The organism is Acinetobacter sp. YH12095, assembly GCF_013419245.1.
In the GTDB taxonomy this organism is placed as follows: domain Bacteria; phylum Pseudomonadota; class Gammaproteobacteria; order Pseudomonadales; family Moraxellaceae; genus Acinetobacter; species Acinetobacter towneri.
In genome coordinates, this window is sequence record NZ_VPAL01000012.1 from 1 (window position 1) to 22,418 (window position 22,418).

A 22,418-nucleotide genomic window follows, 5' to 3' on the forward strand; every position below is an offset into this window, starting at 1 on the left:
GCACAAACCAGATTGGCTAAATCAGTGCTAGATGCCAGTTGGACAACACTAAGAACCATGCTCAAGTATAAATGCGAGAACGCAGGGGTATGTTATGAAGAAGTCAATGAAGCCTATACCACCCAAATTTGTTCGTGCTGTGGCTCACGCTCCAGTAGTCCGGAAGGTAGAGCAGGACTTGGAATAAGAGAATGGCAGTGTGTGGAGTGCGGTACGCTCCATGATCGGGATGTAAATTCCGCACTGAATATTCTTGCGCTCGGGCATGAGCGTCTAGCAGTAGGAATCTCCGTCCTTTAGGTCGGGGAGGATGTCAATGATTCATCACGACCTACCTATAAGCAAAACATGATAGATACTTAAAATTTTTTATCTTTGATATTTTTATTAAAATCTAATTTTCCAATCAAAATTACAAAATTATTTGTTTTTACAAATTAAATAAGAATAATTATCCTTTAGCTATCCACACAGAAAACGGTCAAAGCAGCAGAAGGAGTATTCACATGAGCCATATTCAAAAATTTGTCGCCAACAATCAACGCATGTTCAAAAAAACTTTAAGCTACTACATCATGCACATCACCGTGGCGATGGTGGTCGGTTATATAGTCACAGGCAATATTTGGATGGCCATTACCTTAAGTTTGGTCGAACCGACAGTACAAGCTGTTGCGTATTTCATTCACGAGCGGATTTGGGAAAAGAAAGCACAAACGCAAGATTCTAAAATTATCGCTTAATGGTTTTATAGATTCTGCTTGTGAATATTCCATTTCAGTTTGAGATCATCTTGGTTGCAGCCCACGATGATCTTTTTTTATCTCTGCTGTATCTCTACAAGATCATCCCGAATGCATAGTTTAAAAATAAGTAGAATTTGTTTTGATTAATTCTAATTTTTTCTAAATAATAAGCACAGTAATAAAAAATCTTTATGGATGGTGCAAATGAATCTTGCAGCCTTTGAAGCCTTTGTTAAAGTCATGGAAACAGGTTCTATTTCTTTGGCAGCAGATCAGTTATTTATTACCCAACCTGCGGTGACCAAACGTATTCACAGCCTAGAAGACTATTTTGGCGTGAAACTGTTTGAATCAGCAGGTCGTGGGGTGCAAGCCACGCATGCAGCACACTCACTATTGCCCAAAGTCAAAAACTGGCTGAATGAACTGGGCGATATTCACCACACCCTCAGTCATGAGCAAGGACAGGTTCAAGGCAAACTGAAAATCGGCACCAGTCACCATATTGGTTTGCACCATTTACCCAATCATTTACGTGAATATGTACAGGAATTTCCCAACGTCACGTTAGATGTGCATTTTGTCGACTCAGAACAGGCACATGAACAAGTTTTGGCAGGCGATTTAGAACTGGCTTTTCTGACCTTACCGCCCAAATTAGATGAACGTCTGTCTTATGTCACCATTTGGAATGATCCATTGGTGTTTGTGGTCGCATCTTTTCATCCGCTTGCACATCAGAAAAACCTGCAATTGACCGATTTACTCGCCTACCCTAGTTTGTTGCCTGCCGCGCAAACCTATACCAGTCAAATCACTTTGGCAGAGTTTGAAAAGCAAGGTGTTAAACCTAAAGTCACCATGAGCAACAATCCGTTAGAATCAATTCGGATGTTGGTGTCAATTGGTTTGGGATGGTCTGTTTTACCTAAAACGTTGGTCAATCAGGACTTACAACAGTTAGATATTGACTTAGAAATGAACCGTCAATTGGGCATGGTATGGCATCCGGGACGGACGCAATCACGCGCTGTTTTAGAATTGATTGAGATGATGAAACACTAAAAGATTAATGGTTTCTTTTGAATGAAAACACCCTCAAACACGATTGTATTGAGGGTATTTTTTATTGGCTTAATTTAGGTGCAAGTGAGGTCTTAACGATTCACCGAATCTTCATGTAAAGATTCATTCAATTGATCTACCACAATTGCCCATGAACCATCCGATTTCATTTTTTCGACGATAAACTGACGCTGTGCTTCCGTCCAAAATTCTGCCTCGGCAATTGTTGTTTCCGCATTCAATTGATGCGTTTCAATAAATTGCTGAATCGCGGCTTCACTGGCATCCAAACCCAGTTGTTCAAATAAATGTGTCATTCTTGGGCGTACACCACTCATTTTTTCACTCCTGATCATTTTTAATTCTTGTCTTACCTTAGCATGCCTATTCTAAAAATGAATGACATAATCCAACATTGCAATAAATAAAAACAAAAATAAATCAATAAGCTAGTAAAAGCCAGAGTAGCAACACCTCAAAAAAATTCAGACTTAAATTGACCAGTCCTGCACATCCCAACCTTGCTCTTCAGCCAAAGCCTGTAAACGTGCATCAGGATTTACAGCAATGGCGTGATCTGCATATTCCAACAAGAAACGATCATTAATCGAGTCTGAATATGCCCAAGATTCTGTCACTTCACGCCCTGCAAGCCATTGCTCCAAACGCACCAACTTGCCTTGTTGATAACACGCAGTATTAATGACTTTGCCTGTATATTTACCATCGACCACTTCGGCATTGGTGGCAATAATTTCACTAATACCAAACTCACGGAAAATAGGTGCAGTAATAAAGTCAGATGTTGCTGTAATCCCCACCAATTCATGCCCTAATTCTTGATGACGCTGAATAGCTTTAAACCCTTCAGGGCGCATTTGTGGACGAATCACCTTTTGCATAAATAATTCATGCAAATCTGTGAGGTACTGATTGTCGTGCTGGGTTAAAAACTCAAATACAAATTCGTTATATGCAATTGGGTCGAGTTGCCCTGCTTTGTAGTCTTCATAAAACTTGTCGTTCATGGCGCGATGGCGAACAGGATCGACCAAGCCTTCACTTACCAAAAACTCACCCCAAGAATGATCTGAATCAGTATTTAACAAGGTGTGATCGAGATCAAATAGCGCCAATTTCATGAAAATACTCGTAAAAACTGAAATTTAAGAAAAAAATTGTAAATCTATCTCCGCTAGTCGATAGAAATTCGTTAAGATCATAGCAATTTTAACATTATTTACACTTTGCGTTTTCGAGTTGGAGAAAAGAAATCATCATCCCCGAGTGCAAAGTCATAAATTAAACAATATTTAGGTAGCCAAATGATCGACTCAGAAGGTTTCCGACCCAATGTCGGGATCATTTTGGCAAACGAGTTTGGACAAGTTTTATGGGCAAAACGCATTGGTCACAATGCATGGCAATTTCCGCAAGGAGGTATCCAATATGGAGAAACCCCTGAACAGGCACTTTATCGTGAGCTGAGAGAAGAAGTTGGCTTACTGCCCGAACACGTCCAAGTTATCGCGCAAACTAAAGGTTGGCTGCGTTATCGTTTGCCACATCGGTATATACGCACGGATTCGGATCCCGTATGTATTGGTCAAAAACAGAAGTGGTTTTTATTGCAACTGACAGCGTCAGCGCATCATATTCGGCTGAATTTGTCAGATCCACCCGAATTTGATCAATGGCAATGGGTCAGTTACTGGTATCCGCTTGGTCAGGTCGTCAATTTTAAACGTGACGTCTACCGTAAAGCGATGGTGGAGTTGTGCAATCAATTGCCCCTGAAAAAACCTTAAAATTTGCATGAAGATGTAGATTTTTTAGCTTATTGTTATAGGGTCATCTGTGGTGTAAAACTGACCTCAAATCATTGATTGGAATATGGAGTAGCGCGTATGTCGAACATGCAACTGGATACCCTTAGACGCATTGTACAAGAAATCAATGCGTCCACCAGTTTGCATGAATCACTCGATATTATGGTCAATCAGGTCGCAGAAGCCATGCATGTGGATGTCTGCTCTATTTACCTGCTCGATGAACGCAATCAACGCTACTTGCTCATGGCATCAAAGGGTTTAAATCCTGAGTCCGTGGGGCATGTGTCATTACATACCAGTGAAGGTTTGGTCGGTTTAGTCGGACAACGTGAAGAAATTGTCAACCTAAACGATGCGCCCAAACACGAACGCTTCATGTATTTACCCGAAACAGGCGAAGAAATTTATAATTCCTTCCTTGGCGTGCCTGTCATGTATCGTCGTAAAGTGATGGGCGTTCTTGTGGTGCAAAACAAGGATAAACAAGACTTTTCTGAAGCGGCAGAATCCTTTTTAGTGACGCTCTGCGCCCAGCTTTCTGGTGTCATTGCGCATGCGCATGCCGTGGGCAATATTGATGTATTCCGCAAACCCAACAACCTGCCTGCCTACAAAACCTTTCAGGGCGTATCGGGTTCAGGTGGGATTGCACTGGGTCGTGCGGTAATTCTGTATCCCCCTGCAGATTTGGCGGCTGTGCCTGATCGTGAAGCTGAAGACATTAGTGAAGAGTTAGAATTACTAGACAACGCACTAGATGCAGTGCGTCAAGAAATTCAGGCACTAGATGACAAAATGCAGGATGCCTTAATGGCAGAAGAACGCGCTTTATTCAGTGTGTTCCTACGCATGCTAGATGAAAATGCCCTGCCTGCAGAAATTAAAGAACTGATTCGTGAAGGTAACTGGGCGCAAGGTGCGGTGCGTATTGTGATTGACAATCACATTGCCCTATTTTCACAAATGGAAGATGACTATTTACGCGAACGTGTTTCTGACCTGAAAGATTTAGGGCGTCGTATTCTCGCCTCTTTACAAGAAGCCGATGCCAGTCACCGTGAACTGACCGATGAAAGTATTTTAATTGGCGAAGAAATTTCCACAGCAGCTTTGGTAGAACTGCCTGTCGATAAAATTGCAGCAATTGTCACCACCGAAGGCGCAATGAATTCTCACATGGTCATTGTGGCACGTGCTTTGGGTATTCCAACCGTAGTTGGCGTAACTGAATTGCCCATCAACAGCCTAGACGATGTGGAAATGATTGTAGATGCGCACCAAGGTCGGGTGTTTATCAACCCGCCACGTCGCATGCGGACGCGCTATAAAGAAATTCAAAAAGAAGAAGAACAGATTGCCAAAGACCTCAAGCAATATGAAACCAAAGATGCCATTACCCCTGACGGCGTAGCGGTAAAATTGTATGTCAATACAGGCTTGATGATTGACGTAGTGCGTGGCGTACAACGCGGTGCTAAAGGTGTTGGTTTATATCGTTCTGAAATTCCATTTATGCTACGTGACCGTTTCCCGGGCGAAGAAGAACAGCGTGCTATTTACCGCCAACAGCTCAGTCACTTTGCCAACAAACCTGTGGTGATGCGTACGCTAGATATTGGCGCAGACAAGGACTTGCCGTACTTTTCGATTGAAGAAGAAAACTCAGCCTTGGGTTGGCGCGGGATTCGCTTCACGCTAGATCATCCTGAAATTTTTTCTTCGCAAATTCGTGCCATGCTCAAAGCCAGTATTGGTTTGAATAATCTGCATATTTTGCTGCCAATGATCACCAGTGTCAGCGAGGTTGAAGAAGCCTTGTATTTGCTAGATCGTGACTTGCAAGCAGTGCAGGAAGAAGAACAGGTTAAAATCACCAAACCGAAAATTGGCATTATGGTAGAAGTACCGAGTGTGCTGCTGCAAATTGATGAATTTGCCCCGTTGGTGGATTTTTTCTCGGTAGGATCAAACGATTTAACCCAGTATTTATTGGCAGTGGATCGTAACAATCCGCGTGTGGCCAACGTCTATTCACACTTTCATCCTGCAGTACTGCGCGCCTTAACCCGCTTGGTGAAAGAATGTCATAAATATGACAAGCCTGTGAGCGTTTGTGGCGAAATGGCAGGAGATCCGCTGTCTGCGGTAATTCTGATGGCAATGGGCTTTAATACCCTGTCGATGAGTTCAAGTAATATCTTGCGGGTGCGTAAAGCAATTTGTCATGTACCAATGACCGATGCGCAACATTTATTAGATCAGGCGTTAAAAATGAATAATCCGCTGATGGTGAAAAGTCTGATGGAATATTATTTTAAAACCCATGGCTTGGGCGATATGGTGAAACTAGCGACACGTATCGTATCTCCATAAAACTTAGTTTAAGCCTCAAGCAACACACCATTCACTCCAAAAACAACAAGGGCGATAATCATCGGAATATCGCCCTTGTTTGTGTTTGCTATAGCCTCGTTTGGCATTTTTCTTACGGTCTACAAAAACCTGACTTTTGTTGACCTCGTGCATGTGCTTGGCCACAAAGTTATGCTGAATAAGCTCAGGCTGTTTTTTCTTTGCCATTACGCTGTTCCTTTCGGTTGATCATGGAAATGAGCAGTGTCGCTACTCTTTTAGATGGAGATGTTGAGGGAGAATTCAAGCCAATTGCTTCTGCATAACGTGACTATTCTCTCACCAATGTTCCATATTAAATTGGGAAGCTGATCATACGCTTTTTTGTACATTTTACAAGCGATTTTCACTCAATAGTGCTAAGATAAAAAGAAGGGTAAATAAATTATTGCCGCCACTTTATCAGATTTTTCTGACGGTTATTTTTGAAGGCTATTTTAAAGAACACTCAGCGGCTTTACCCATACAATTATAGCATAAAATTATAAAAAATTTTATTACTTTTCAAAAACTTATTAGTTATAAAATCCACTAGAAAAACTGCAATGATTGGCTAATATGAATATAGAAGATCAGTTTAACAAGACCATTAAAAACAGGAGTCAAATTCATGATTTATGAAGTTTCTGGAGATATTTTACTGAGCGAAGCACGTGCGATTGCTCACGGTGTTGCCCCTAACGATAACTTTGCAACAGGTTTGGCTTTAAGTCTGCGTGAGCACTGGCCTGCGCTATATAAAGACTTCCGCAACTATTGTCATATTTACCATCCTAAAGCGGGTGAGCAATGGACTTGGGTCAATGCCGAAGGTCAACGCATCGTCAACCTGATGACTCAGGAAGCGGCTTATGACAACGGTTCAAAACCAGGTAAAGCATCGACAGAATACGTCAACCGCACTTTGAAAAACTTAAAACAGTTGATTGAAGAAGAGAAAATTGAAAGCTTGGCATTACCGCGTCTTGCAACAGGTGTAGGCGGTTTAGATTGGGAAGATGTACGTCCACTGATCTACAAACACTTGGAAGATTTGGATATTCCAATTTACATCTACACTCTATATCAAAAAGGTGTAAAAGCTGAAGAGCCTGCGAAATAAGTTTCGCTGAAGCAATCAGCTTTGCTACAAGCGAGCGTGATTGATCACGACTCGACTGCAATATACGGTTCAATTCACCCGTTTGGTTTTACCAAGCGGGTGAATTTTTTGTGCAGAATCAAGTAGCAAGGGATGCTATGCTGAAAATGCACGCTGCAAGATGGATGCAACATCGACCTGTTTAGGTTTAAGCATACCCACCACTTGCCCATGCAATGCACTATAACGCGACTGAATAAAACCTTCTGCCACAAAACTTGGCGCATAACGCAACAACAAAACCGCTTGTGCCAAAATCACCAAACGGCTCACCAAAGCACGTGCCATAAATTGTAAATCGTTGCTGTTCGTGGTCTGCAATAACTGCTGCAAACCATCTAATTCACTGCCCAAAATAGGATGAGTAACGGCAGTGCGAGCAAAATCCTGCAATAACACCTGAATCAGCTCAGGTTCTCGCTGCATAGCGCGTAGTACATCCAGACACATGACATTGCCTGAACCTTCCCAAATGGTATTTACAGGTGCTTCTTTGAAAATACGTGCCATGATGCTGTTATCGACATAACCATTGCCACCAAAAACTTCCATCATCTCACCTGTAAGTTCCACCGCGCGTTTGCAAATCCAGAACTTTGCAGCAGGGGTCATTAAACGCTTCCATGCCAAAGACACAGCATCATCGCTTTCATAACAATGTGCCAAATGAAAACTGAGCTGTACCGCAGCTTCAGTTTCCAAAGCCAAATCTGCCAAGACTGCCTGCATTAATGGCTGATTCGCCAAAGTCTGTCCAAATGCTTGACGTTGTCGAGTATAGGCAAGGCATTGCACCAAGGCTTGACGCAGCATGGCACTACTGCCCACAGCACAGGTTAAACGAGTGTAGTTCGCCATTTCAATAATGGTGGGAATACCGCGCCCTGCTTCGCCAATCATGATGCCCCACGCCTGCTGAAATTCGACTTCAGAACTGGAGTTACTCCGATTTCCCACTTTGTCTTTTAAACGCTGTACCTGAATATTATTTTTTCTGCCATCTTCTAACCAACGCGGTACAAAGAAACAAGCCAAACCATCTTGTTCGGTATTGGCAACCACCAAATGTGCATCACACATTGGTGCAGAGAAAAACCATTTATGACCTGTGAGCAAATAGGCTTGCCCACGCCCTGTTGCTGCGACTGGAATGGCAAGCGTTTGGTTGGCACGTACATCTGAACCACCCTGCTTTTCGGTCATGCCCATGCCCAACCAAATAGATTTCTTTTGTGAAATCGGCACATCACGCGGGTCATATTCATGCGATAACAGTTTTTCGCCCATGCTTGCCCATAATTCAGGTTCACGCTGAATGAGCGGAATACTGCCTAAAGTCATGGAATTTGGACATAAATTGCCACACTCAACCTGTCCCGCCAAATAAAAGCGACTGGCCCAATCGACCCATTTTGCCGTAGATTGCGGTTGTTTAAATGGATGTGCATGCGTGTCAAACTTGCGATTCAGCGCCATCCAGTGATGCCATGCGGGATGAAACTCCACTACATCTTTACGGCGTCCACGTGCATCGAAGGCATGTAAAATAGGCGTATGCCGATTGGCTAAATCGGCATAGTGATAATATTCTGCCGATGCTGCAATATGTCCCAATTCGCTCAGTCGAGTCTGATCTTGACTGCCATAACGGGTTAAAATTTCTTGTAAAACCGTATCGGTTTCAAATAAGTTATAGTCTTGTAATTCATCAAACTGATTTTGAATTTGATGGGTCATCCATGTCTGCATTGTGTCACTCCTAGACAAACGCGATGCTATCATTGCATTTAGTATAGAGAAAAATATGTGCTCAGGTGTTCGGCTTTATTTATGAAAAATTCTGAGGTTCAAGTGCGCCGTAAGCCGCGCCAATCGCGGGCTAAACTGACTCAAGAGGCTTTACAGGAAAGTTTTGTTCGGCTTTTGCATGAACGCTCGGCAGCTGAAATTACCATTCGTGAAATTACTAATTTGGCAGGTGTCGGTTTAGGCACTTTTTATGAATACTTTGCCAAGAAAGAAGATTTACTGGCATTGACGATTCACCTGCAAGTCAAACAGCATGCAGAACACTTAAAAAGTTATGCCCAACAGCAACTTGAGTTATCCACAGTTGTTGAAATAAACCGCTATATTGCAACCATCATTCAGTTTCAGCTTCAGCAAATTCAGGCACAACAATGGCTTTGGGCGCAGACTTTTTTACTGGAACGGCAGGTATCACACATTGAAACTTACCAAAAAAGTTACAGCATGATGCTACAGATGTGGCAACAGATTTTCGCACCTGTCATACACAATGCCGAACAACAACTGCGCCTTGCTTTGAATCTGCATCGCATCAGTTATGGTTTTATTTCGCAAAGTTTATTAATCAATCCACATTATCAAGATTGGGATGCCTTGCACACCGATATTTCATTGGCGATTCAACCGTTTTTAGCAGCAGTTTCAGACATTTAGTGCAGCAAAACTGATTATTTAGTTTACAAAGATCTATCGAATACACCAATCATAAACAATAAATTTATCTATTTGTAAAATTATAAAAATCGTTTTACATTAAAATGGTGAGATTTGAAAAGCTTTCATCTACAAAGCCCGATCTGCATGGTATTGTGGTGTTGTAGTTGATTTTTTAAACAAACAAAACGGTTCATGGCCGCTTGTTTTAGAAGCTAAATTTCTAATACAGCCCACCACATGATGATCACAATATGGAGAACAACGATGAGCCAAGAGATAAAAAAATGCCCTGTAACGCATTTAACCACCGATGCAGGCGCACCTGTTGTAGATAACCAAAATAGTATGACTGCGGGCGCACGTGGCCCACTCCTTACTCAAGATTTATGGCTCAATGAAAAGTTGGCAAACTTTGTACGTGAAGTAATTCCTGAGCGTCGTATGCATGCCAAAGGTTCAGGTGCGTTTGGTACGTTTACGGTCACGCACGACATCAGCCAATATACCCGTGCCAAAATTTTCTCTGAAGTTGGCAAAAAAACTGAAATGTTTGCTCGTTTCTCTACCGTTGCAGGTGAGCGTGGCGCTGCCGATGCAGAACGTGACATTCGTGGTTTTGCCTTAAAATTCTATACTGAAGAAGGCAACTGGGATTTAGTCGGCAACAACACACCAGTGTTCTTTTTCCGTGACCCGCGTCAATTCCCAGACCTGAATAAAGCTGTAAAACGTGACCCACGCACCAACCTGCGTGATGCAACCAATAACTGGGATTTCTGGACTTTGCTGCCAGAAGCACTGCACCAAGTCACCATTGTGATGTCGGATCGTGGTATTCCTGTCGGTTATCGTCACATGCATGGTTTTGGTAGCCATACTTACAGCTTTATTAATGCCAATAATGAGCGTTTTTGGGTGAAATTCCACTTCCGCACTCAACAAGGCATTCAAAACCTAACCGACGCAGAAGCAGCAGAATTGATTGGTCGTGACCGTGAAAGCAGCCAGACCGACCTTTACAATGCCATTGAACGCGGTGATTTCCCGAAATGGACGCTGTTCGTGCAAATCATGCCTGAACTGGATGCAGAAAAAGTCCCTTATCACCCATTTGACCTCACCAAAGTTTGGCCGAAAGGTGATTATCCACTGATTGAAGTGGGTGAATTTGAACTGAACCGTAACCCTGAAAACTACTTCCAAGATGTTGAACAGGCTGCCTTTGCACCAAGCAACCTTGTACCAGGAATTAGCTACTCGCCAGATCGCATGTTACAAGCGCGTTTGGTCAACTATGCCGATGCTGCACGTTACCGTGTTGGTGTGAACCATTCACAAATTCCAGTGAATGCTGCACGCTGCCCTGTGCACTCAAACCGTCGTGATGGTCAGGGTCGTATGGATGGCAACTATGGCAGCTTGCCACACTATGAGCCAAACAGCTTCCATCAATGGCAAGAGCAACCACAATACCGCGAACCACCGCTAAAAATTCGTGGCGATGCAGATTTCTGGGATTATCGTGAAGATGATAGCAACTATTTTAGCCAGCCGCGTGCCTTGTTCAATTTAATGAACCCTGAGCAAAAACAAGCACTGTTTGATAACACGGCACGTGCGATGGGTGATGCTTTAGACTTTATTAAGTATCGTCATATTCGTAACTGTTATGCATGTGACCCTGCTTATGGCGAAGGCGTTGCAGCAGCTTTAGGCATGACCGTTGCCGATGCGCAAGCAGCACGTGCCAGTGACCCTGCACTTGGTCAGCCTGGCGTACTGTAATCTTTGTAGTTAAAGATCAAGTCAGTCTAAACAGCAAGACTTTAAACACCAAAACAAAGCCCCTATTTCGATAGGGGCTTTGTGTTCTATATCTATCATTGCCACTTTTCAGTAGCGTGAAAAGTAGCGTGTCACTTTTATTTAAGGTCAAGTTTTTAAAAGATTAAACAATTAATTTCTTACCTTCACGAATACAATAAAACGGATTCATTAATTTAGATGAACGCTTCATGGCATGATGCAAGTCTGCCTCTGGTTGCTCACGCCCTTCATCGGTCAGCTCAAAAGTGCGGTAATGAATGGCCAAAGAACATTTGGAATGTAAATCTTTATGGGCCTGAAAGGCATCTTCAGGGTTCATATGCATATAACGCATCAGATTCCGTGGCTCGTAAGAACCTATAGGTAAAAGTGCCACGCGCGGTGCGCCAATGCGGGTTTGGATTTCTTTAAAGTGTGGCGAGTAACCTGTATCGCCCGCAAAGAAGCAATGATCTTGCCCATGCAAAATAGAAAAACCGCCCCATAACGCCATGTTCTGATCACGTGCGCCACGCCCTGAACCATGTTGTGCAGGGGTGTAGACAATTTTCACTTCTTTAAATAAAGCCGATTGCCACCAGTCCATTTCAATCACATGCAAATCAGGCGGCAAATACCAAGCATTGCCCAAACCTGTATAAATAGGCATGGCAAATTGATGATTCAGCCATTTTAAGGTGGCTAAATCCATGTGGTCATAATGGTTATGGCTCAAGAAGACGGCATGAATGGTCGGTAAATCTTCCAGTGCAATCCCTGCAGGACAAGCACGTTTAGGCCCTCGCCCCTGTTTCGGACTGGCATGCTCTGCCCAGACTGGATCGGTTAAAAAGTTATACGGTCCAATTTGAATCAGCACCGTTGCATGCCCCACAAACCAAACTTGCCAATCATCCAAACTGGCGTGTGGACGTAATTGTGGCAAAGCACTTGGCGCTGTAAAAAATTGCTGTGCTTCTTGTTGCGGATTGACATTCCAACTGTTCGATTTGCGTTTTAGCAACCATTTCAATAAATCAGTTTGGCTGCGCCCCTCAGGACACGCAATCGGATTAAAAAACTGCGCTCCATCATAATGATTTGAAGGCAAAAACTGCAGCTTGGGTTTACGCCAAGTATGCGACCAACAGGCTTCCGTTGGCAGTTGAAAATGCTTTGGTTCCACGTTGTTCATGTAAGCCCAATAATATATAGCGCATCTGCCATGATGCTTTTTATCCTGATCTGTTCAGAAAAAACACAGCTTTGGTTCATGTGTTGACTCTATCACGCATAGTAGCGAAATCAAGCAGGCAATTTCCTTTATGTTTTTGTTGTTTTGAGAAAAAAGTCGTATCGACAGCGGGTTAAAGATCAGAAATTTACACCTCAGATAAACGAGGCTTTAGAAAAACCTAGACACAGGTAAAGCAATACGGGCTTAGCGTTTAGCAAAATATTGTTCGCGCCATTCTTTCCAGAAATACATCACGATCCCAAACATCACCACAGCAATACCAATAAACGCATTCATGCTGATGTGTTCATTATTTAAGGTCGCACCTAAAATTAACGCGATGATGGGAGTCATCACATTACTTAAAGACACAGTTGAAGCATTTAAACGACGAATCAGCCAGAAATAACACAGCATGGCGACAATAGACGACATGATCATGGTAAATACAAAACCAATCATGGCTTGGCTGCTTGGCATTTGAGTCGGGAAATGCGACCAAATAAAGGGAATTAATAACAATGATCCTGCCGATGATACCAATAAAGAGCCTGTGGCTTGTGACATCGGCTTTAAAGGAGCATTGATTTGTTTGACCCAAAAAATTGAGCTGATATAGGACAGCATGCTAATAAACATCAGCACCACGCCCCATGGATTCACTTTGCTGTCAGCAGAGTCTGCAAAGACAAAGCTGAGCCCTGCAATCGCAATTGCCATCCCTGTCCACTGTAAGGCAATCAATTTTTGCGTGCGTAAAATCACATGACCAATCAAGCCTGCGATTAAAGGAGAAAAACCAAAAATCAGTGCCATTAAGCCTGAAGTTAAATAATTGGCGGCCAAGTAAATAAATAGCTGTGCACCAATTAAATTCAGACTACCCGCCAAATAGCTTTTCATTGAGGTGTGATCAAAAGGCAGTGGATCGCGCATGAGTTTAAGCACGCACAGCGCAATCACGGAAGCCCCAAAGTAGCGGATAATCAAAACCCACATTGGATGAATTTCCTGCACACTCCAGACAATCGCCAATGGCGTGGTCGCCCAGATTAATACCAATAAGGCATAAATACTGGCGGTTACCACAACAGGAGATGTATTCGTATTCATCGCTTGCTCAACATAAAATGGACACTTTTCTTCGGCAGATAAAAAACAGACCTAAGTTGCCTCAGGTCTGTTTTTCATCAGTTCAAGCTTACTTCACCAATTTGCGAAGGTCTTGGCTCACATCTAAATATTTGTCTGCTTCAAAAGCAGCTTGTTTAGCAATCAGCTTTTTCAAGTGACGCATATCTTTGGCTGAGTTGACGGTAATTCCGCCGACAATCACGCCATCGGTCACACCAAACAATACGAATGAAGACTCACTGCGTTTGGAAGCATCCATCTCACCACGCACATGCCATTCTGCTGCTGACATATCTCCTACAAATTGGTAGTTAATGTCGAGTTGATCAGTCCAGAACCAAGCGGGATTGGCTACAGGATGTTCCACGCCCATCACATGACGCGCGAATATGCCTGCTTGCAGGTTGGCATTTTCCCAAGTTTCTACACGACGATGATTGCCACATTCACGCAGTTGTGATGCGACATCGCCCGCAGCATAAATGTCTGGGTTTGAGGTTTGACAGTTTTCATTCACATGCACAGCAAAGTCTGCATCTAAGCCTGCTTCAACTGCCAGTTGTGCGTTTGGAATAATCCCAATACCGTAAATCACCGCATCGGCACGTAGTTCTTCGCCACCTTCTAGGGTCACGACAATTTCTTCACCATCTAGCTTGCAATCTGCAATTTGCGTAGACAGACGTACATCAACTCCTGCCAATAACTGCTGTTGCAGTAAAAACTCACTCAAGATGAGTGGTGATGAACGTCCCATCACCATTGGTCCCATTTCAATGACAGTTACCTGACAGTCTTTAAAGCGTGCTGAAGATGCCAACTCTAAACCAATCACACCACCACCAATTAAGATGATGCGACGACCCGCTTGTAATACAGGGACTAAGGCTTGCGAGTCTTCAAGATTACGCAACGTGTAAACGTGTTTACCTAAGGCATCAAAATTTGGCAAGCGACGTGCAGCACCGCCTGTGGCAAGTAACAACTTGTCGTAGGCAATAACCTCACCATTTTGCAATTTAACCGTATGTGCTTCGGCATTGATTTTGCTCACGCCATTGCCACGAATAGTGGTCACACCTAGTTCTGCCAATTTTTCTTCCGACAGAATCTCGATTTTGGTTTCTTCAGGACGCAAAATCACATCTTTAGACAGCGGTGGACGCTCATAAGGCAAATGTATTTCATCGCCAATTAAGATGATGTTGCCTGCATATTGATTGCCGCGCAGCTCAAGAATGGCACTTGCCCCTGCCTGACCTGCCCCCACAATCACAATTGTTTCTACACTCATGGGCTTAACCTTTTAACTCGGCAGATACGATGCCAAAGCCCGCAATCCACTCACTAATATCTTCATAGCAATGCGTGGTCATTTCATACGCACCCAGTTCATCTAACGCAGCAAAAGCAGCCATCCACGAACGGACTTCCTGACCACCACGACCACCATCTCGACGAATTTCAGCTTCGGTCATGGCTTCCATAGCTGCAAAGTCTGCCTGTTTGAATTTTTCAAGCAAGGCAATATCCCACTCAGGGCTTAACGGTACAGCCACAGAAGTATCGCCTGCAGCAAGTTTCTGACCGACTGCAATCACTTTGGCCTGACGTGCATGACGTGCTTCAGGGCTTGGATTACGACCTGCAATTAAAAATTCTTCAACTTCAGGCGGTACTGAACCCATTTGTGGCGTTGGTGGATCGTGTGAAAGACCACCTGTACCCAAGACCAAAACGCGCTCATTTTCAAGATTCAACGACTTGATAAATTGACCCACAGCACGCCCCAAAGCAATGGTACGCTTGGTGGTTGGCATCGGCGCTGCAGCGCCATTAATAAACACGGGAATGGTTGGATAACGATCTAGCTGCCCTTCACACAAAAAGTGTAATGGCTGAGTCACCCCATGGTCGGCCTGCATACGATACGAATATGCAACATCTACACCTTCATCCAACACACGGCGCACCATCGCCAAGGCTTTGTCTTCAGGCACATCAATACGGTTGTTGTCTTTGCCGTAGTCCCAGTCACCCGCAGCCGTAGCACGAATACCGACACAGAAACTTGGCATCAAATCGTAAAAGAAACCGTTGAAATGGTCTGGACCAAAGGTAATGATCAGGGTTGGATCGTATGCTTTGACTTCGGCAGAAAGTTGCTCAAAGGCAGCACGAACTTTTTGTTCTTTAGATTGATCTTGCGGTGTTGCAAATTCCATTAAAGGACTGTGCGATGCACAAATGAGTTTAACGGCCATGAAAGACTCCTAAATAAGGAAGGCAGCCCAGAGAAAGGCTGCCGATTCGTCTATTGAATTTAGACTCAATTTTATTCGTCAAAAAAACCTGCACGTGGTTGACGCAAACCACGAATACCCAAACCACATTCTGCATTGATCAGAACGCCAGTCAGCGCACGGTTATTTTGACGCGATGCCAAGAGCACATACGAACCAGTCATGTCTTCTGGCTCAGGCAAGAAATTCAGCGGCATACCGCGTGCAATTTTTTCAGGATCACGTGCATCGAGTAAGCCTAGGTTTTCCTGACCTAAAGATGCTGCGCCCTTAATATTGACATTCATCGCTGAAGGCGCAACAGCATTGACACGTACTTTAGGTGCCAATTCATAAGCCAACTCTTTCATGATGCCAACACCTGCATGTTTAGATGCAGTGTAAACAGGACCACCGCCTGAAGAATACAGCGCAGAATTGGATAAGGTTAAGATGATAGAACCTTCAGATTTCACCAACTCATCCAGTGCTGCTTTTGCCCCCAAGATTAACGCCTTGGTATTGATGCCCATGATTTCATCAAAGGCTTTTTCAAGCTGCTCACCAGAAGTATTGACGATATCTGCGTAGTGATCCCAAATCCCTGCATTGCCAATAAAGCAATCCAGCTTTCCAAAACGCTCCACAGTGGCCTGCACAGCACGGACATTGTCTGCATAGTTGGCAACATCACCAGCGACTGCCACGATTTGATCACCAAAACGTTCTTTTAAGGCATCGACTTTAGATTGTGAGCGCTGTAACACGCCCACATGCGCACCTTCTTCAAGAAAGCGCTCGACCAAAGCCCAACCTAAACCAGAACCGCCACCTGTAATCAGTGCCACTTCGCCTTTTAGCCAACCCATGCTTACTCTCCTGCCATTTCTACATATAACGCGCCGTCTTCAACCACCACAGGGAAAGTTTGAATCGGGTCGGTGGCTGGCAAGCATAATGCTTGACCAGTCTTTAAACAGAAACGTGCAGAATGTAGTGGACATTCAACCGTGCCATCATCTTCAAGATAACCTTCAGACATTGAGGCATTGCCGTGTGAACAACGGTCATTCATAGCAAAGAACTCACCACCGTTGTTGAATACTGCCAGTGCTTCGATACCGTTCACACCGCAGTCCACTTTTAACGCTTCGCCTTCGTCTAATTCGTCAACTTGGCAAACAAAGATTTTATTCATTAGAAGAATACACTCAGGTTGTGTGAGTTATAGGTTACTTGGTCAAGCACAATCTTACGGTTGAAGATCTGGAAGCCTAAGCCACCTTCAACACGACGGATTTTGTCATGGCGCTTACCACAGTAAATAGTCACGTCTTTCTCTTTTTGAGTACGGTACAATAAGTAAGTCACGTGTACGTCGTATTCACCTTCGACCTCTGTCGCTTCAACAATCACGTTGCTAACCATGTGCGTGGTACGTGACGGAGGTTCTTCAGCCCACGCCATACCAGTTTCCAGACGTGCAACACGGCGCTCAAGCAAGTGTTTGTTGTCGTTGAACACCCACGTTGTTGGCGGTTCAACTGAACGACGACGGTCACGGGTTTGCGCATTTGGTGTAGTACGCAAGGTATAAGAAATGTCTTCTGCCATGAGGTCTAACCACTCACGGAATTTCCAGTCGTCTAGCAATTTTGCTTCGCGATACAAGAATTGGCTCACTTCATGTTGAAGTTCTAAACTGATTTGACTCATTTCATTAGCTCCTTCTCGTATTCGTCAGCTGCTTTTTCAACGTCTTCCCATTTTTCATGGATCAGCAAGTCTGCCCAACGGCGGTACATACCACGTGCTGCAGTTTCAGAGAAAATGTAGTTGGTGATTCCTGGAATACCATCTTCACGTACTTTTTCGTTGCCTTTACCCATTTCTACAATGAGCTTGTTTTGACGTGCTTTATAGCCGCGCAATACTTTTTGAATTTCAATCCAGTTCTCAGAGTCATCTTGCTCTAAGAAACCTGCAGGACCGAAAGCACGTGTTGCAGAACGCTCAAATGCTTCTTTCACGTCTTGAGGTGCTTCAGCATCGGCAATACAGAATGCCCATACTTCAGTTTTGTTTGGCCCACGTGGATGCCATACGCGCAGTGTTGCAGTACCGTTCAGCCAAGACAGTGTTGGGAACATGGTGTTGTGACCTGCAAGACGTAAGGCACGTACTTCGCCTAAACGCTCTTTCACTTCTTCGTAAGTTTCACGGAAATAGTTGGCAACTTCACCGTCAACCCATACGTTTGCATCTGGTTTTTCTGTAAAGAAGAAACCTGAACCGTGACCACGTGAACCATACTGAATCGCATCTTTGGCAGTTTCCCAAACAGGACGAGCTGTTTGCGCTGCACCTAATTGTTTGCTGCTGTCATCATCTGGTTTTGCACCAAGTACCTGAATCGCAGAGGCGTGTGAGAACAAAGCGTGATATTGGTCAGAAGCAAACTGTTCTGCAGCAAATTTCCAGTTACAGTCAATTTCCCACTTGTGTACGCCACCAATAATTTCAGTACCACCCGGACGACGGTCAATCACGCCATCTAAGTACCAAGCGATGTCGCCCATATATTCTTCTAGGTCTGGAGTGGTTTCATCCCAGCAACCAAAGATCAAGCCTTTGTAAGACTTCACGCGGTTGACTTCCACCAAGCCCCATTGCTCTTTACAAGCACCTTGTGGATACGCACGTTCTTCTAAAGGAATATCTTTGAGTGAACCATCAATACCGTAAGACCAACCGTGATATGGGCAAGTAAATGCACGGGTATTACCACAGTCTGCAAAGCTCACACGCATAGAACGGTGACGGCACTGGTTTAAAAATGCTTTGATTGAACCGTCTTTTTGACGTGCCACAATAATTGGATCTTCACCCATGTAGGTGTTGAAGAAGTCGCCAGCTTTAGGAATTTGGCTTTCATGACACAGGAACAACCACGTACGGCCGAACACACGTTCAAGTTCTAATTCGTAGATATCTGGATCTGTATAAATAGATGGAGTGATACGTCCATTTTGTGCATCGACCAAAGCGTCGATTTCGCGCACATCAATTTTTCCACTCATGAAAAGCTCTCCTGTGACCAACAACGGCACAAAGTAAATAGACTCAACTTTTGATGGATAATGGTTTTTTAGGGACGTTTAGTGAAATATTTTTTTTGTTTCAATTAATAGTTTTTATAGATTAATCCAACATTATATTTTGCATTTAAATCGTTGCATAATGATGAAACCCTATTTACTTCGTGAATGACACAATAATTCTCACCGAATAGTTGTTTATAGATCATTCTTTTATTAATCTATAATTAGACATATTTTGAATTAATCTTTGGAATGGTTGTATGGAATTACGTCACCTTCGCTACTTCATTACCGTTGCTGAAGAACTCAACTTCAGTAAAGCCGCACTTAAACTTTATACGGCTCAACCTTCGCTGAGTCAGCAAATTAAAGATTTAGAAGAAGATGTCGGCGTTAAGCTACTCAACCGTACCAAACGTAAAGTCGAGCTAACCGAAGAAGGTGCTGTATTTTTAGAACAGGCGCGTCTGACTTTGGCGCAAGCCGACAAAGCGGTTGCCATGGCACGTCAGGTGTCACAAGCCAAACAGAAAATGCTGCGTATTGGCTTTGTTCCTGTGGCAGAAATGAAAATTTTCCCTTTTGTACTGCCTAATTTACGAGTACAAAACCCAGAATTAAAAATTGAATTGCTAAGTTTGAACAACACTGAGCAAATGAAAATGATTAAAAAAGGTGAACTCGATATCACCTTTACCCGCCACAATATCAACAGTGATGAAATTGAGAGCCAGTTTGTACTGCGTGAACCGTTAATTTTTATTTTGCCCAAAGATCATCCGTTAGCAAAATACGAACGCATTCCTGTCAAAGCATTGAATGGTATTGATTTTATTATTCCTTCGGCAGAAGCTTCGTATAATCTGCATCACCTGATTGTCGATTTTGCCAAACAGCACAACATTGAACTAAACATTGTGCAAAAAGCTGACAACATTTTATTTAATATCAACTCGATTGGTATGGGCTTGGGTTGCACCATTTTACCGGGCTATGTTGCTCCGCTAACCATGGAAAATACCGTCATCCGTCCACTTGATGTAGAACTTCCACATTTAGATTTATACGTCAGCTACGGCAAAAACAGCCATTCCGCTGCGGTACAGAAATTTATGGAACTGCTCACACGTGTGTTCTATTTGGACATCAACCGCGAACAATAATTCTAAAACCACTCGCGTTTTTCAACCTTTCAAAAGTGCTTGCTGCTTGATGTAGTAAGCACTTTTTTTGTGCATCCTAAATGCTAAAACAAAGCTTTAGACTTAAGTCTAAACTTATTTTTTTAATCTTTTTCTGAACTACTGCTCATTCTTACACTCAAACATTCGCATTTTTGCAGTCTGCTTTTTCCTCGCTTCGCTACCACATTTCCTGCAAATTACAACTTAAGTCTAATAAGTTAAAATAGGCACCCCATCGCTATTTTCTAAAATTAAGCCGATGATAACAGGCAGTAACACCTTTAGATTGCACATCCAGAAAGGATCAAGAATGATAAAAACACCCTTCAGCAGAATGAAAACAGGGATTCAATATCGTCCTTATTTTTTTATCAGTTTTGTGATTACCATTGTGCTGTATGCTATTTTTCAGACCCTCACTGCATGGTCATGGTCAAGCTGTTTATTGATTAGCTGGAATATCGCGATTTCCTGCTATTTGGTTTTAACCATGCGCAGTTTGTGGCACAGCGATCATGCACATATTTTACAACGTGCCCAACAACAAGATGCCAGCAAATGGCTGATTTTATTCTTGGTATTTCTAACCTTAGTGATGTGCTTTATTGCGATCATTGTCGAGGTGAATTTATTTGCACAAAGTGAGTTTGTGCGCATGGGACATTTTATTTTATCCATTACCACTATTTTATGTGCTTGGTTTTTTATGCACACCATTTTTGCGATTCACTATGCGCATGACTATTATTTGGCACTGCAACAGCAGCAAGAAGGTGGTTTGGATTTTCCCAAGACGTCGCATCCAACCTATCCTGACTTTTTATATTTCAGCTATGTGATTGGTACATCTGCACAAACCGCCGATGTCTCGATTAGCTCACAACCCATGCGGGTACTGAACACGCTACATATTATTTTGGCTTATAGCTTTAATACCACTATTTTGGCAATTTGCATTAACTTGGTCGCGAGCTTTATTCAGCACTAAATTGGGTACATAAAACATCCATAAAAAAGGATGGCAAATTGCCATCCTTTTTTACCTCACTGCGCTTAATTTACGCCACGTGCAGTTAAGTAGTTTTTAATCACAGTGTTAAATTCTTCCGCTTTTTCAACCTGTGACCAGTGACCACATTGGCTGAAAATGTGTGCATCGGCATGTGGCACAACATTTAAAATGTCCCATGTACGCGATACTGGAATCACTACATCCTGCGTACCGTGAATCAGTAAAACAGGTACTGTGATGTCTTTCATTTTGTCAAAATCGAGTGGGAACTCAAAACGGTCACGGTCACGTGCGCCAACCACATCCATTAAACGGTCTGACGCATAGTCATTTTTTGCAGAAGCAAAACGAACCTTAACCAACTCATCTGTAATCAGGTCTTTGTTCACTACAAACATCGACAATGTTTTTTTGATGCCTTCTTCGGTCAAGACAGGATTCGCATGTGCTTTAAGCGCTGCAGTCTGTTTTGCACCACCTGTACCCATAGACACAATACCAAGTACACGCTCTGGGTAGTCCAATGCCAATTGGAATGCCAACCAACCACCGAGCGAGTTACCCACTAACCATGTTTTTTCAATGCCCAATGCATCTAATGTACGCACTGCATGATCTACCCAAGCACGAATACCATAAGCAGTGTTTGGAGCAACCACAGTCTGACCATAACCAATGGTATCAATTGCGATACAACGTGCTTGCTCACCAATTTGTGGCAAGTTTAACCACCAGTTTGCCGCAGCAGATACACCTGTGCCTGAACCGTGTAAAAATAGAATAGGTGTACCTTCACCCACTTCGTGATAGTGCGTTAATTCGCCTTCGGCAGTTTCAATCCATTTATCTTCTAAGCCAAAGAATGGATCTGTTGTATAGTCAGGGATTTGAACAGTGCTCATATATACTCCTCGTACAGTCTTTAGCTTGCGTTTGGCTCTAGGTATAGAATTTGACGTCAAGTGGACTCATTCAACATTACTTTTTACAGGCTTATATT

The 22,418-nt window shown here is 43.2% G+C and carries 23 protein-coding genes; 10 read left to right on the forward strand and 13 right to left on the reverse strand.

The window, feature by feature from the left end; all coding sequences use genetic code 11:
- The 3 genes from FTU35_RS09105 to FTU35_RS09115 all read left to right on the forward strand — a co-directional run.
- The coding region (locus tag FTU35_RS09105) for an RNA-guided endonuclease TnpB family protein (RefSeq protein ID WP_179990854.1) at positions 1 to 300 on the forward strand (300 nt) is incomplete at its 5' end.
- Between the two features lie 206 nt (positions 301 to 506).
- Positions 507 to 743, forward strand: a complete 237-nt coding sequence (locus FTU35_RS09110; RefSeq protein ID WP_004976091.1) for a DUF2061 domain-containing protein — start codon at positions 507 to 509, stop codon at positions 741 to 743.
- A gap of 207 nt (positions 744 to 950) precedes the next feature.
- The gene (locus FTU35_RS09115; RefSeq protein ID WP_004976089.1) at positions 951 to 1,811 is read left to right on the forward strand and encodes a LysR family transcriptional regulator; all 861 of its coding nucleotides are present in this window, start codon (positions 951 to 953) and stop codon (positions 1,809 to 1,811) included.
- Positions 1,812 to 1,903: 92 nt separating this feature from the next.
- Here FTU35_RS09115 and FTU35_RS09120 read toward each other — a convergent pair whose 3' ends face one another.
- Positions 1,904 to 2,149, reverse strand: a complete 246-nt coding sequence (locus tag FTU35_RS09120) for a DUF2789 family protein (RefSeq protein WP_136144729.1) — start codon at positions 2,147 to 2,149, stop codon at positions 1,904 to 1,906.
- A 153-nt stretch (positions 2,150 to 2,302) separates the two neighbouring features.
- On the reverse strand, positions 2,303 to 2,953 hold the full coding sequence (locus FTU35_RS09125) for an HAD family phosphatase (RefSeq protein ID WP_070155338.1): 651 nt from the start codon (positions 2,951 to 2,953) through the stop codon (positions 2,303 to 2,305).
- A 183-nt stretch (positions 2,954 to 3,136) separates the two neighbouring features.
- On the opposite strand from FTU35_RS09125, the gene FTU35_RS09130 reads away from it, so the two are divergent.
- Together FTU35_RS09130 and ptsP are read left to right on the forward strand one after the other, a co-directional pair.
- Positions 3,137 to 3,619, forward strand: coding sequence for an RNA pyrophosphohydrolase (locus tag FTU35_RS09130; RefSeq protein ID WP_004976084.1), 483 nt, complete (start codon positions 3,137 to 3,139; stop codon positions 3,617 to 3,619).
- A 99-nt stretch (positions 3,620 to 3,718) separates the two neighbouring features.
- Entirely contained in the window at positions 3,719 to 6,016 is a 2,298-nt protein-coding gene (ptsP, locus tag FTU35_RS09135; protein WP_004976082.1) for a phosphoenolpyruvate--protein phosphotransferase, read from the forward strand.
- A 15-nt stretch (positions 6,017 to 6,031) separates the two neighbouring features.
- Here ptsP and FTU35_RS09140 read toward each other — a convergent pair whose 3' ends face one another.
- Positions 6,032 to 6,223, reverse strand: coding sequence for a hypothetical protein (locus FTU35_RS09140; protein ID WP_004976081.1), 192 nt, complete (start codon positions 6,221 to 6,223; stop codon positions 6,032 to 6,034).
- A gap of 442 nt (positions 6,224 to 6,665) precedes the next feature.
- On the opposite strand from FTU35_RS09140, the gene FTU35_RS09145 reads away from it, so the two are divergent.
- On the forward strand, positions 6,666 to 7,157 hold the full coding sequence (locus FTU35_RS09145) for a macro domain-containing protein (RefSeq protein WP_004976080.1): 492 nt from the start codon (positions 6,666 to 6,668) through the stop codon (positions 7,155 to 7,157).
- 135 nt (positions 7,158 to 7,292) lie between these two features.
- Here FTU35_RS09145 and FTU35_RS09150 read toward each other — a convergent pair whose 3' ends face one another.
- Complete coding sequence (locus tag FTU35_RS09150) at positions 7,293 to 8,945, reverse strand: acyl-CoA dehydrogenase family protein (protein ID WP_131261059.1); 1,653 nt, start codon at positions 8,943 to 8,945, stop codon at positions 7,293 to 7,295.
- An 81-nt stretch (positions 8,946 to 9,026) separates the two neighbouring features.
- On the opposite strand from FTU35_RS09150, the gene FTU35_RS09155 reads away from it, so the two are divergent.
- The gene (locus FTU35_RS09155; protein WP_131261060.1) at positions 9,027 to 9,659 is read left to right on the forward strand and encodes a TetR/AcrR family transcriptional regulator; all 633 of its coding nucleotides are present in this window, start codon (positions 9,027 to 9,029) and stop codon (positions 9,657 to 9,659) included.
- Positions 9,660 to 9,926: 267 nt separating this feature from the next.
- Complete coding sequence (locus FTU35_RS09160; RefSeq protein WP_154321077.1) at positions 9,927 to 11,447, forward strand: catalase; 1,521 nt, start codon at positions 9,927 to 9,929, stop codon at positions 11,445 to 11,447.
- A gap of 163 nt (positions 11,448 to 11,610) precedes the next feature.
- Here FTU35_RS09160 and FTU35_RS09165 read toward each other — a convergent pair whose 3' ends face one another.
- From FTU35_RS09165 to hcaE, 8 genes are all read right to left on the reverse strand, one after another.
- Complete coding sequence (locus FTU35_RS09165) at positions 11,611 to 12,663, reverse strand: MBL fold metallo-hydrolase (RefSeq protein WP_180064692.1); 1,053 nt, start codon at positions 12,661 to 12,663, stop codon at positions 11,611 to 11,613.
- A 246-nt stretch (positions 12,664 to 12,909) separates the two neighbouring features.
- Positions 12,910 to 13,818 carry a DMT family transporter gene (locus FTU35_RS09170; RefSeq protein WP_096902690.1) on the reverse strand — a complete coding sequence of 303 codons (909 nt, stop codon included), beginning with the start codon at positions 13,816 to 13,818 and terminating at the stop codon, positions 12,910 to 12,912.
- An 88-nt stretch (positions 13,819 to 13,906) separates the two neighbouring features.
- Positions 13,907 to 15,133 (reverse strand): 3-phenylpropionate/cinnamic acid dioxygenase ferredoxin--NAD(+) reductase subunit, encoded by a 1,227-nt coding sequence (hcaD, locus tag FTU35_RS09175; protein ID WP_154321078.1) that lies wholly within the window; start codon positions 15,131 to 15,133, stop codon positions 13,907 to 13,909.
- Positions 15,134 to 15,137: 4 nt separating this feature from the next.
- Complete coding sequence (locus FTU35_RS09180) at positions 15,138 to 16,103, reverse strand: 3-carboxyethylcatechol 2,3-dioxygenase (RefSeq protein ID WP_004976064.1); 966 nt, start codon at positions 16,101 to 16,103, stop codon at positions 15,138 to 15,140.
- Between the two features lie 71 nt (positions 16,104 to 16,174).
- Positions 16,175 to 16,990: a 3-phenylpropionate-dihydrodiol/cinnamic acid-dihydrodiol dehydrogenase gene (hcaB, locus tag FTU35_RS09185; protein ID WP_004976058.1), complete on the reverse strand. Its 816-nt coding sequence runs from the start codon at positions 16,988 to 16,990 to the stop codon at positions 16,175 to 16,177.
- Between the two features lie 2 nt (positions 16,991 to 16,992).
- Positions 16,993 to 17,319 (reverse strand): 3-phenylpropionate/cinnamic acid dioxygenase ferredoxin subunit, encoded by a 327-nt coding sequence (gene hcaC / locus FTU35_RS09190; RefSeq protein WP_004976057.1) that lies wholly within the window; start codon positions 17,317 to 17,319, stop codon positions 16,993 to 16,995.
- Complete coding sequence (gene hcaF / locus FTU35_RS09195; protein ID WP_104853007.1) at positions 17,319 to 17,837, reverse strand: 3-phenylpropionate/cinnamic acid dioxygenase subunit beta; 519 nt, start codon at positions 17,835 to 17,837, stop codon at positions 17,319 to 17,321. The genes hcaC and hcaF overlap by 1 nt, the downstream gene beginning before the upstream one ends.
- Entirely contained in the window at positions 17,834 to 19,201 is a 1,368-nt protein-coding gene (gene hcaE, locus FTU35_RS09200; protein ID WP_004976053.1) for a 3-phenylpropionate/cinnamic acid dioxygenase subunit alpha, read from the reverse strand. The genes hcaF and hcaE overlap by 4 nt, the downstream gene beginning before the upstream one ends.
- Positions 19,202 to 19,482: 281 nt before the next feature.
- Between hcaE and hcaR the strand changes: the two genes are divergently transcribed.
- Together hcaR and FTU35_RS09210 are read left to right on the forward strand one after the other, a co-directional pair.
- Positions 19,483 to 20,385 (forward strand): DNA-binding transcriptional regulator HcaR, encoded by a 903-nt coding sequence (hcaR, locus tag FTU35_RS09205; protein WP_004976051.1) that lies wholly within the window; start codon positions 19,483 to 19,485, stop codon positions 20,383 to 20,385.
- 331 nt (positions 20,386 to 20,716) lie between these two features.
- Positions 20,717 to 21,394, forward strand: a complete 678-nt coding sequence (locus tag FTU35_RS09210) for a DUF1345 domain-containing protein (RefSeq protein ID WP_096901303.1) — start codon at positions 20,717 to 20,719, stop codon at positions 21,392 to 21,394.
- Positions 21,395 to 21,459: 65 nt separating this feature from the next.
- Here FTU35_RS09210 and FTU35_RS09215 read toward each other — a convergent pair whose 3' ends face one another.
- Positions 21,460 to 22,320: an alpha/beta fold hydrolase gene (locus FTU35_RS09215; protein WP_179989463.1), complete on the reverse strand. Its 861-nt coding sequence runs from the start codon at positions 22,318 to 22,320 to the stop codon at positions 21,460 to 21,462.
- Positions 22,321 to 22,418: the final 98 nt, after the last annotated feature.

Bases quoted from the DNA above. Each gene is read 5' to 3' on its own strand.
- ptsP (WP_004976082.1), top strand. From the start codon at position 3,719: ATGTCGAACATGCAACTGGATACCCTTAGACGCATTGTACAAGAAATC.
- FTU35_RS09155 (WP_131261060.1), top strand. From the start codon at position 9,027: ATGAAAAATTCTGAGGTTCAAGTGCGCCGTAAGCCGCGCCAATCGCGG.
- FTU35_RS09140 (WP_004976081.1), bottom strand. From the start codon at position 6,223: ATGGCAAAGAAAAAACAGCCTGAGCTTATTCAGCATAACTTTGTGGCC.
- FTU35_RS09215 (WP_179989463.1), bottom strand. From the start codon at position 22,320: ATGAGCACTGTTCAAATCCCTGACTATACAACAGATCCATTCTTTGGC.
- hcaF (WP_104853007.1), bottom strand. From the start codon at position 17,837: ATGAGTCAAATCAGTTTAGAACTTCAACATGAAGTGAGCCAATTCTTG.
- FTU35_RS09110 (WP_004976091.1), top strand. From the start codon at position 507: ATGAGCCATATTCAAAAATTTGTCGCCAACAATCAACGCATGTTCAAA.
- FTU35_RS09210 (WP_096901303.1), top strand. From the start codon at position 20,717: ATGATAAAAACACCCTTCAGCAGAATGAAAACAGGGATTCAATATCGT.
- hcaE (WP_004976053.1), bottom strand. From the start codon at position 19,201: ATGAGTGGAAAAATTGATGTGCGCGAAATCGACGCTTTGGTCGATGCA.
- FTU35_RS09145 (WP_004976080.1), top strand. From the start codon at position 6,666: ATGATTTATGAAGTTTCTGGAGATATTTTACTGAGCGAAGCACGTGCG.
- FTU35_RS09165 (WP_180064692.1), bottom strand. From the start codon at position 12,663: ATGAACAACGTGGAACCAAAGCATTTTCAACTGCCAACGGAAGCCTGT.
- hcaB (WP_004976058.1), bottom strand. From the start codon at position 16,990: ATGGGTTGGCTAAAAGGCGAAGTGGCACTGATTACAGGTGGCGGTTCT.
- hcaR (WP_004976051.1), top strand. From the start codon at position 19,483: ATGGAATTACGTCACCTTCGCTACTTCATTACCGTTGCTGAAGAACTC.
- FTU35_RS09115 (WP_004976089.1), top strand. From the start codon at position 951: ATGAATCTTGCAGCCTTTGAAGCCTTTGTTAAAGTCATGGAAACAGGT.
- FTU35_RS09150 (WP_131261059.1), bottom strand. From the start codon at position 8,945: ATGCAGACATGGATGACCCATCAAATTCAAAATCAGTTTGATGAATTA.
- FTU35_RS09120 (WP_136144729.1), bottom strand. From the start codon at position 2,149: ATGAGTGGTGTACGCCCAAGAATGACACATTTATTTGAACAACTGGGT.
- FTU35_RS09180 (WP_004976064.1), bottom strand. From the start codon at position 16,103: ATGGCCGTTAAACTCATTTGTGCATCGCACAGTCCTTTAATGGAATTT.
- FTU35_RS09160 (WP_154321077.1), top strand. From the start codon at position 9,927: ATGAGCCAAGAGATAAAAAAATGCCCTGTAACGCATTTAACCACCGAT.
- FTU35_RS09170 (WP_096902690.1), bottom strand. From the start codon at position 13,818: ATGAATACGAATACATCTCCTGTTGTGGTAACCGCCAGTATTTATGCC.
- hcaD (WP_154321078.1), bottom strand. From the start codon at position 15,133: ATGAGTGTAGAAACAATTGTGATTGTGGGGGCAGGTCAGGCAGGGGCA.
- FTU35_RS09125 (WP_070155338.1), bottom strand. From the start codon at position 2,953: ATGAAATTGGCGCTATTTGATCTCGATCACACCTTGTTAAATACTGAT.
- FTU35_RS09130 (WP_004976084.1), top strand. From the start codon at position 3,137: ATGATCGACTCAGAAGGTTTCCGACCCAATGTCGGGATCATTTTGGCA.
- hcaC (WP_004976057.1), bottom strand. From the start codon at position 17,319: ATGAATAAAATCTTTGTTTGCCAAGTTGACGAATTAGACGAAGGCGAA.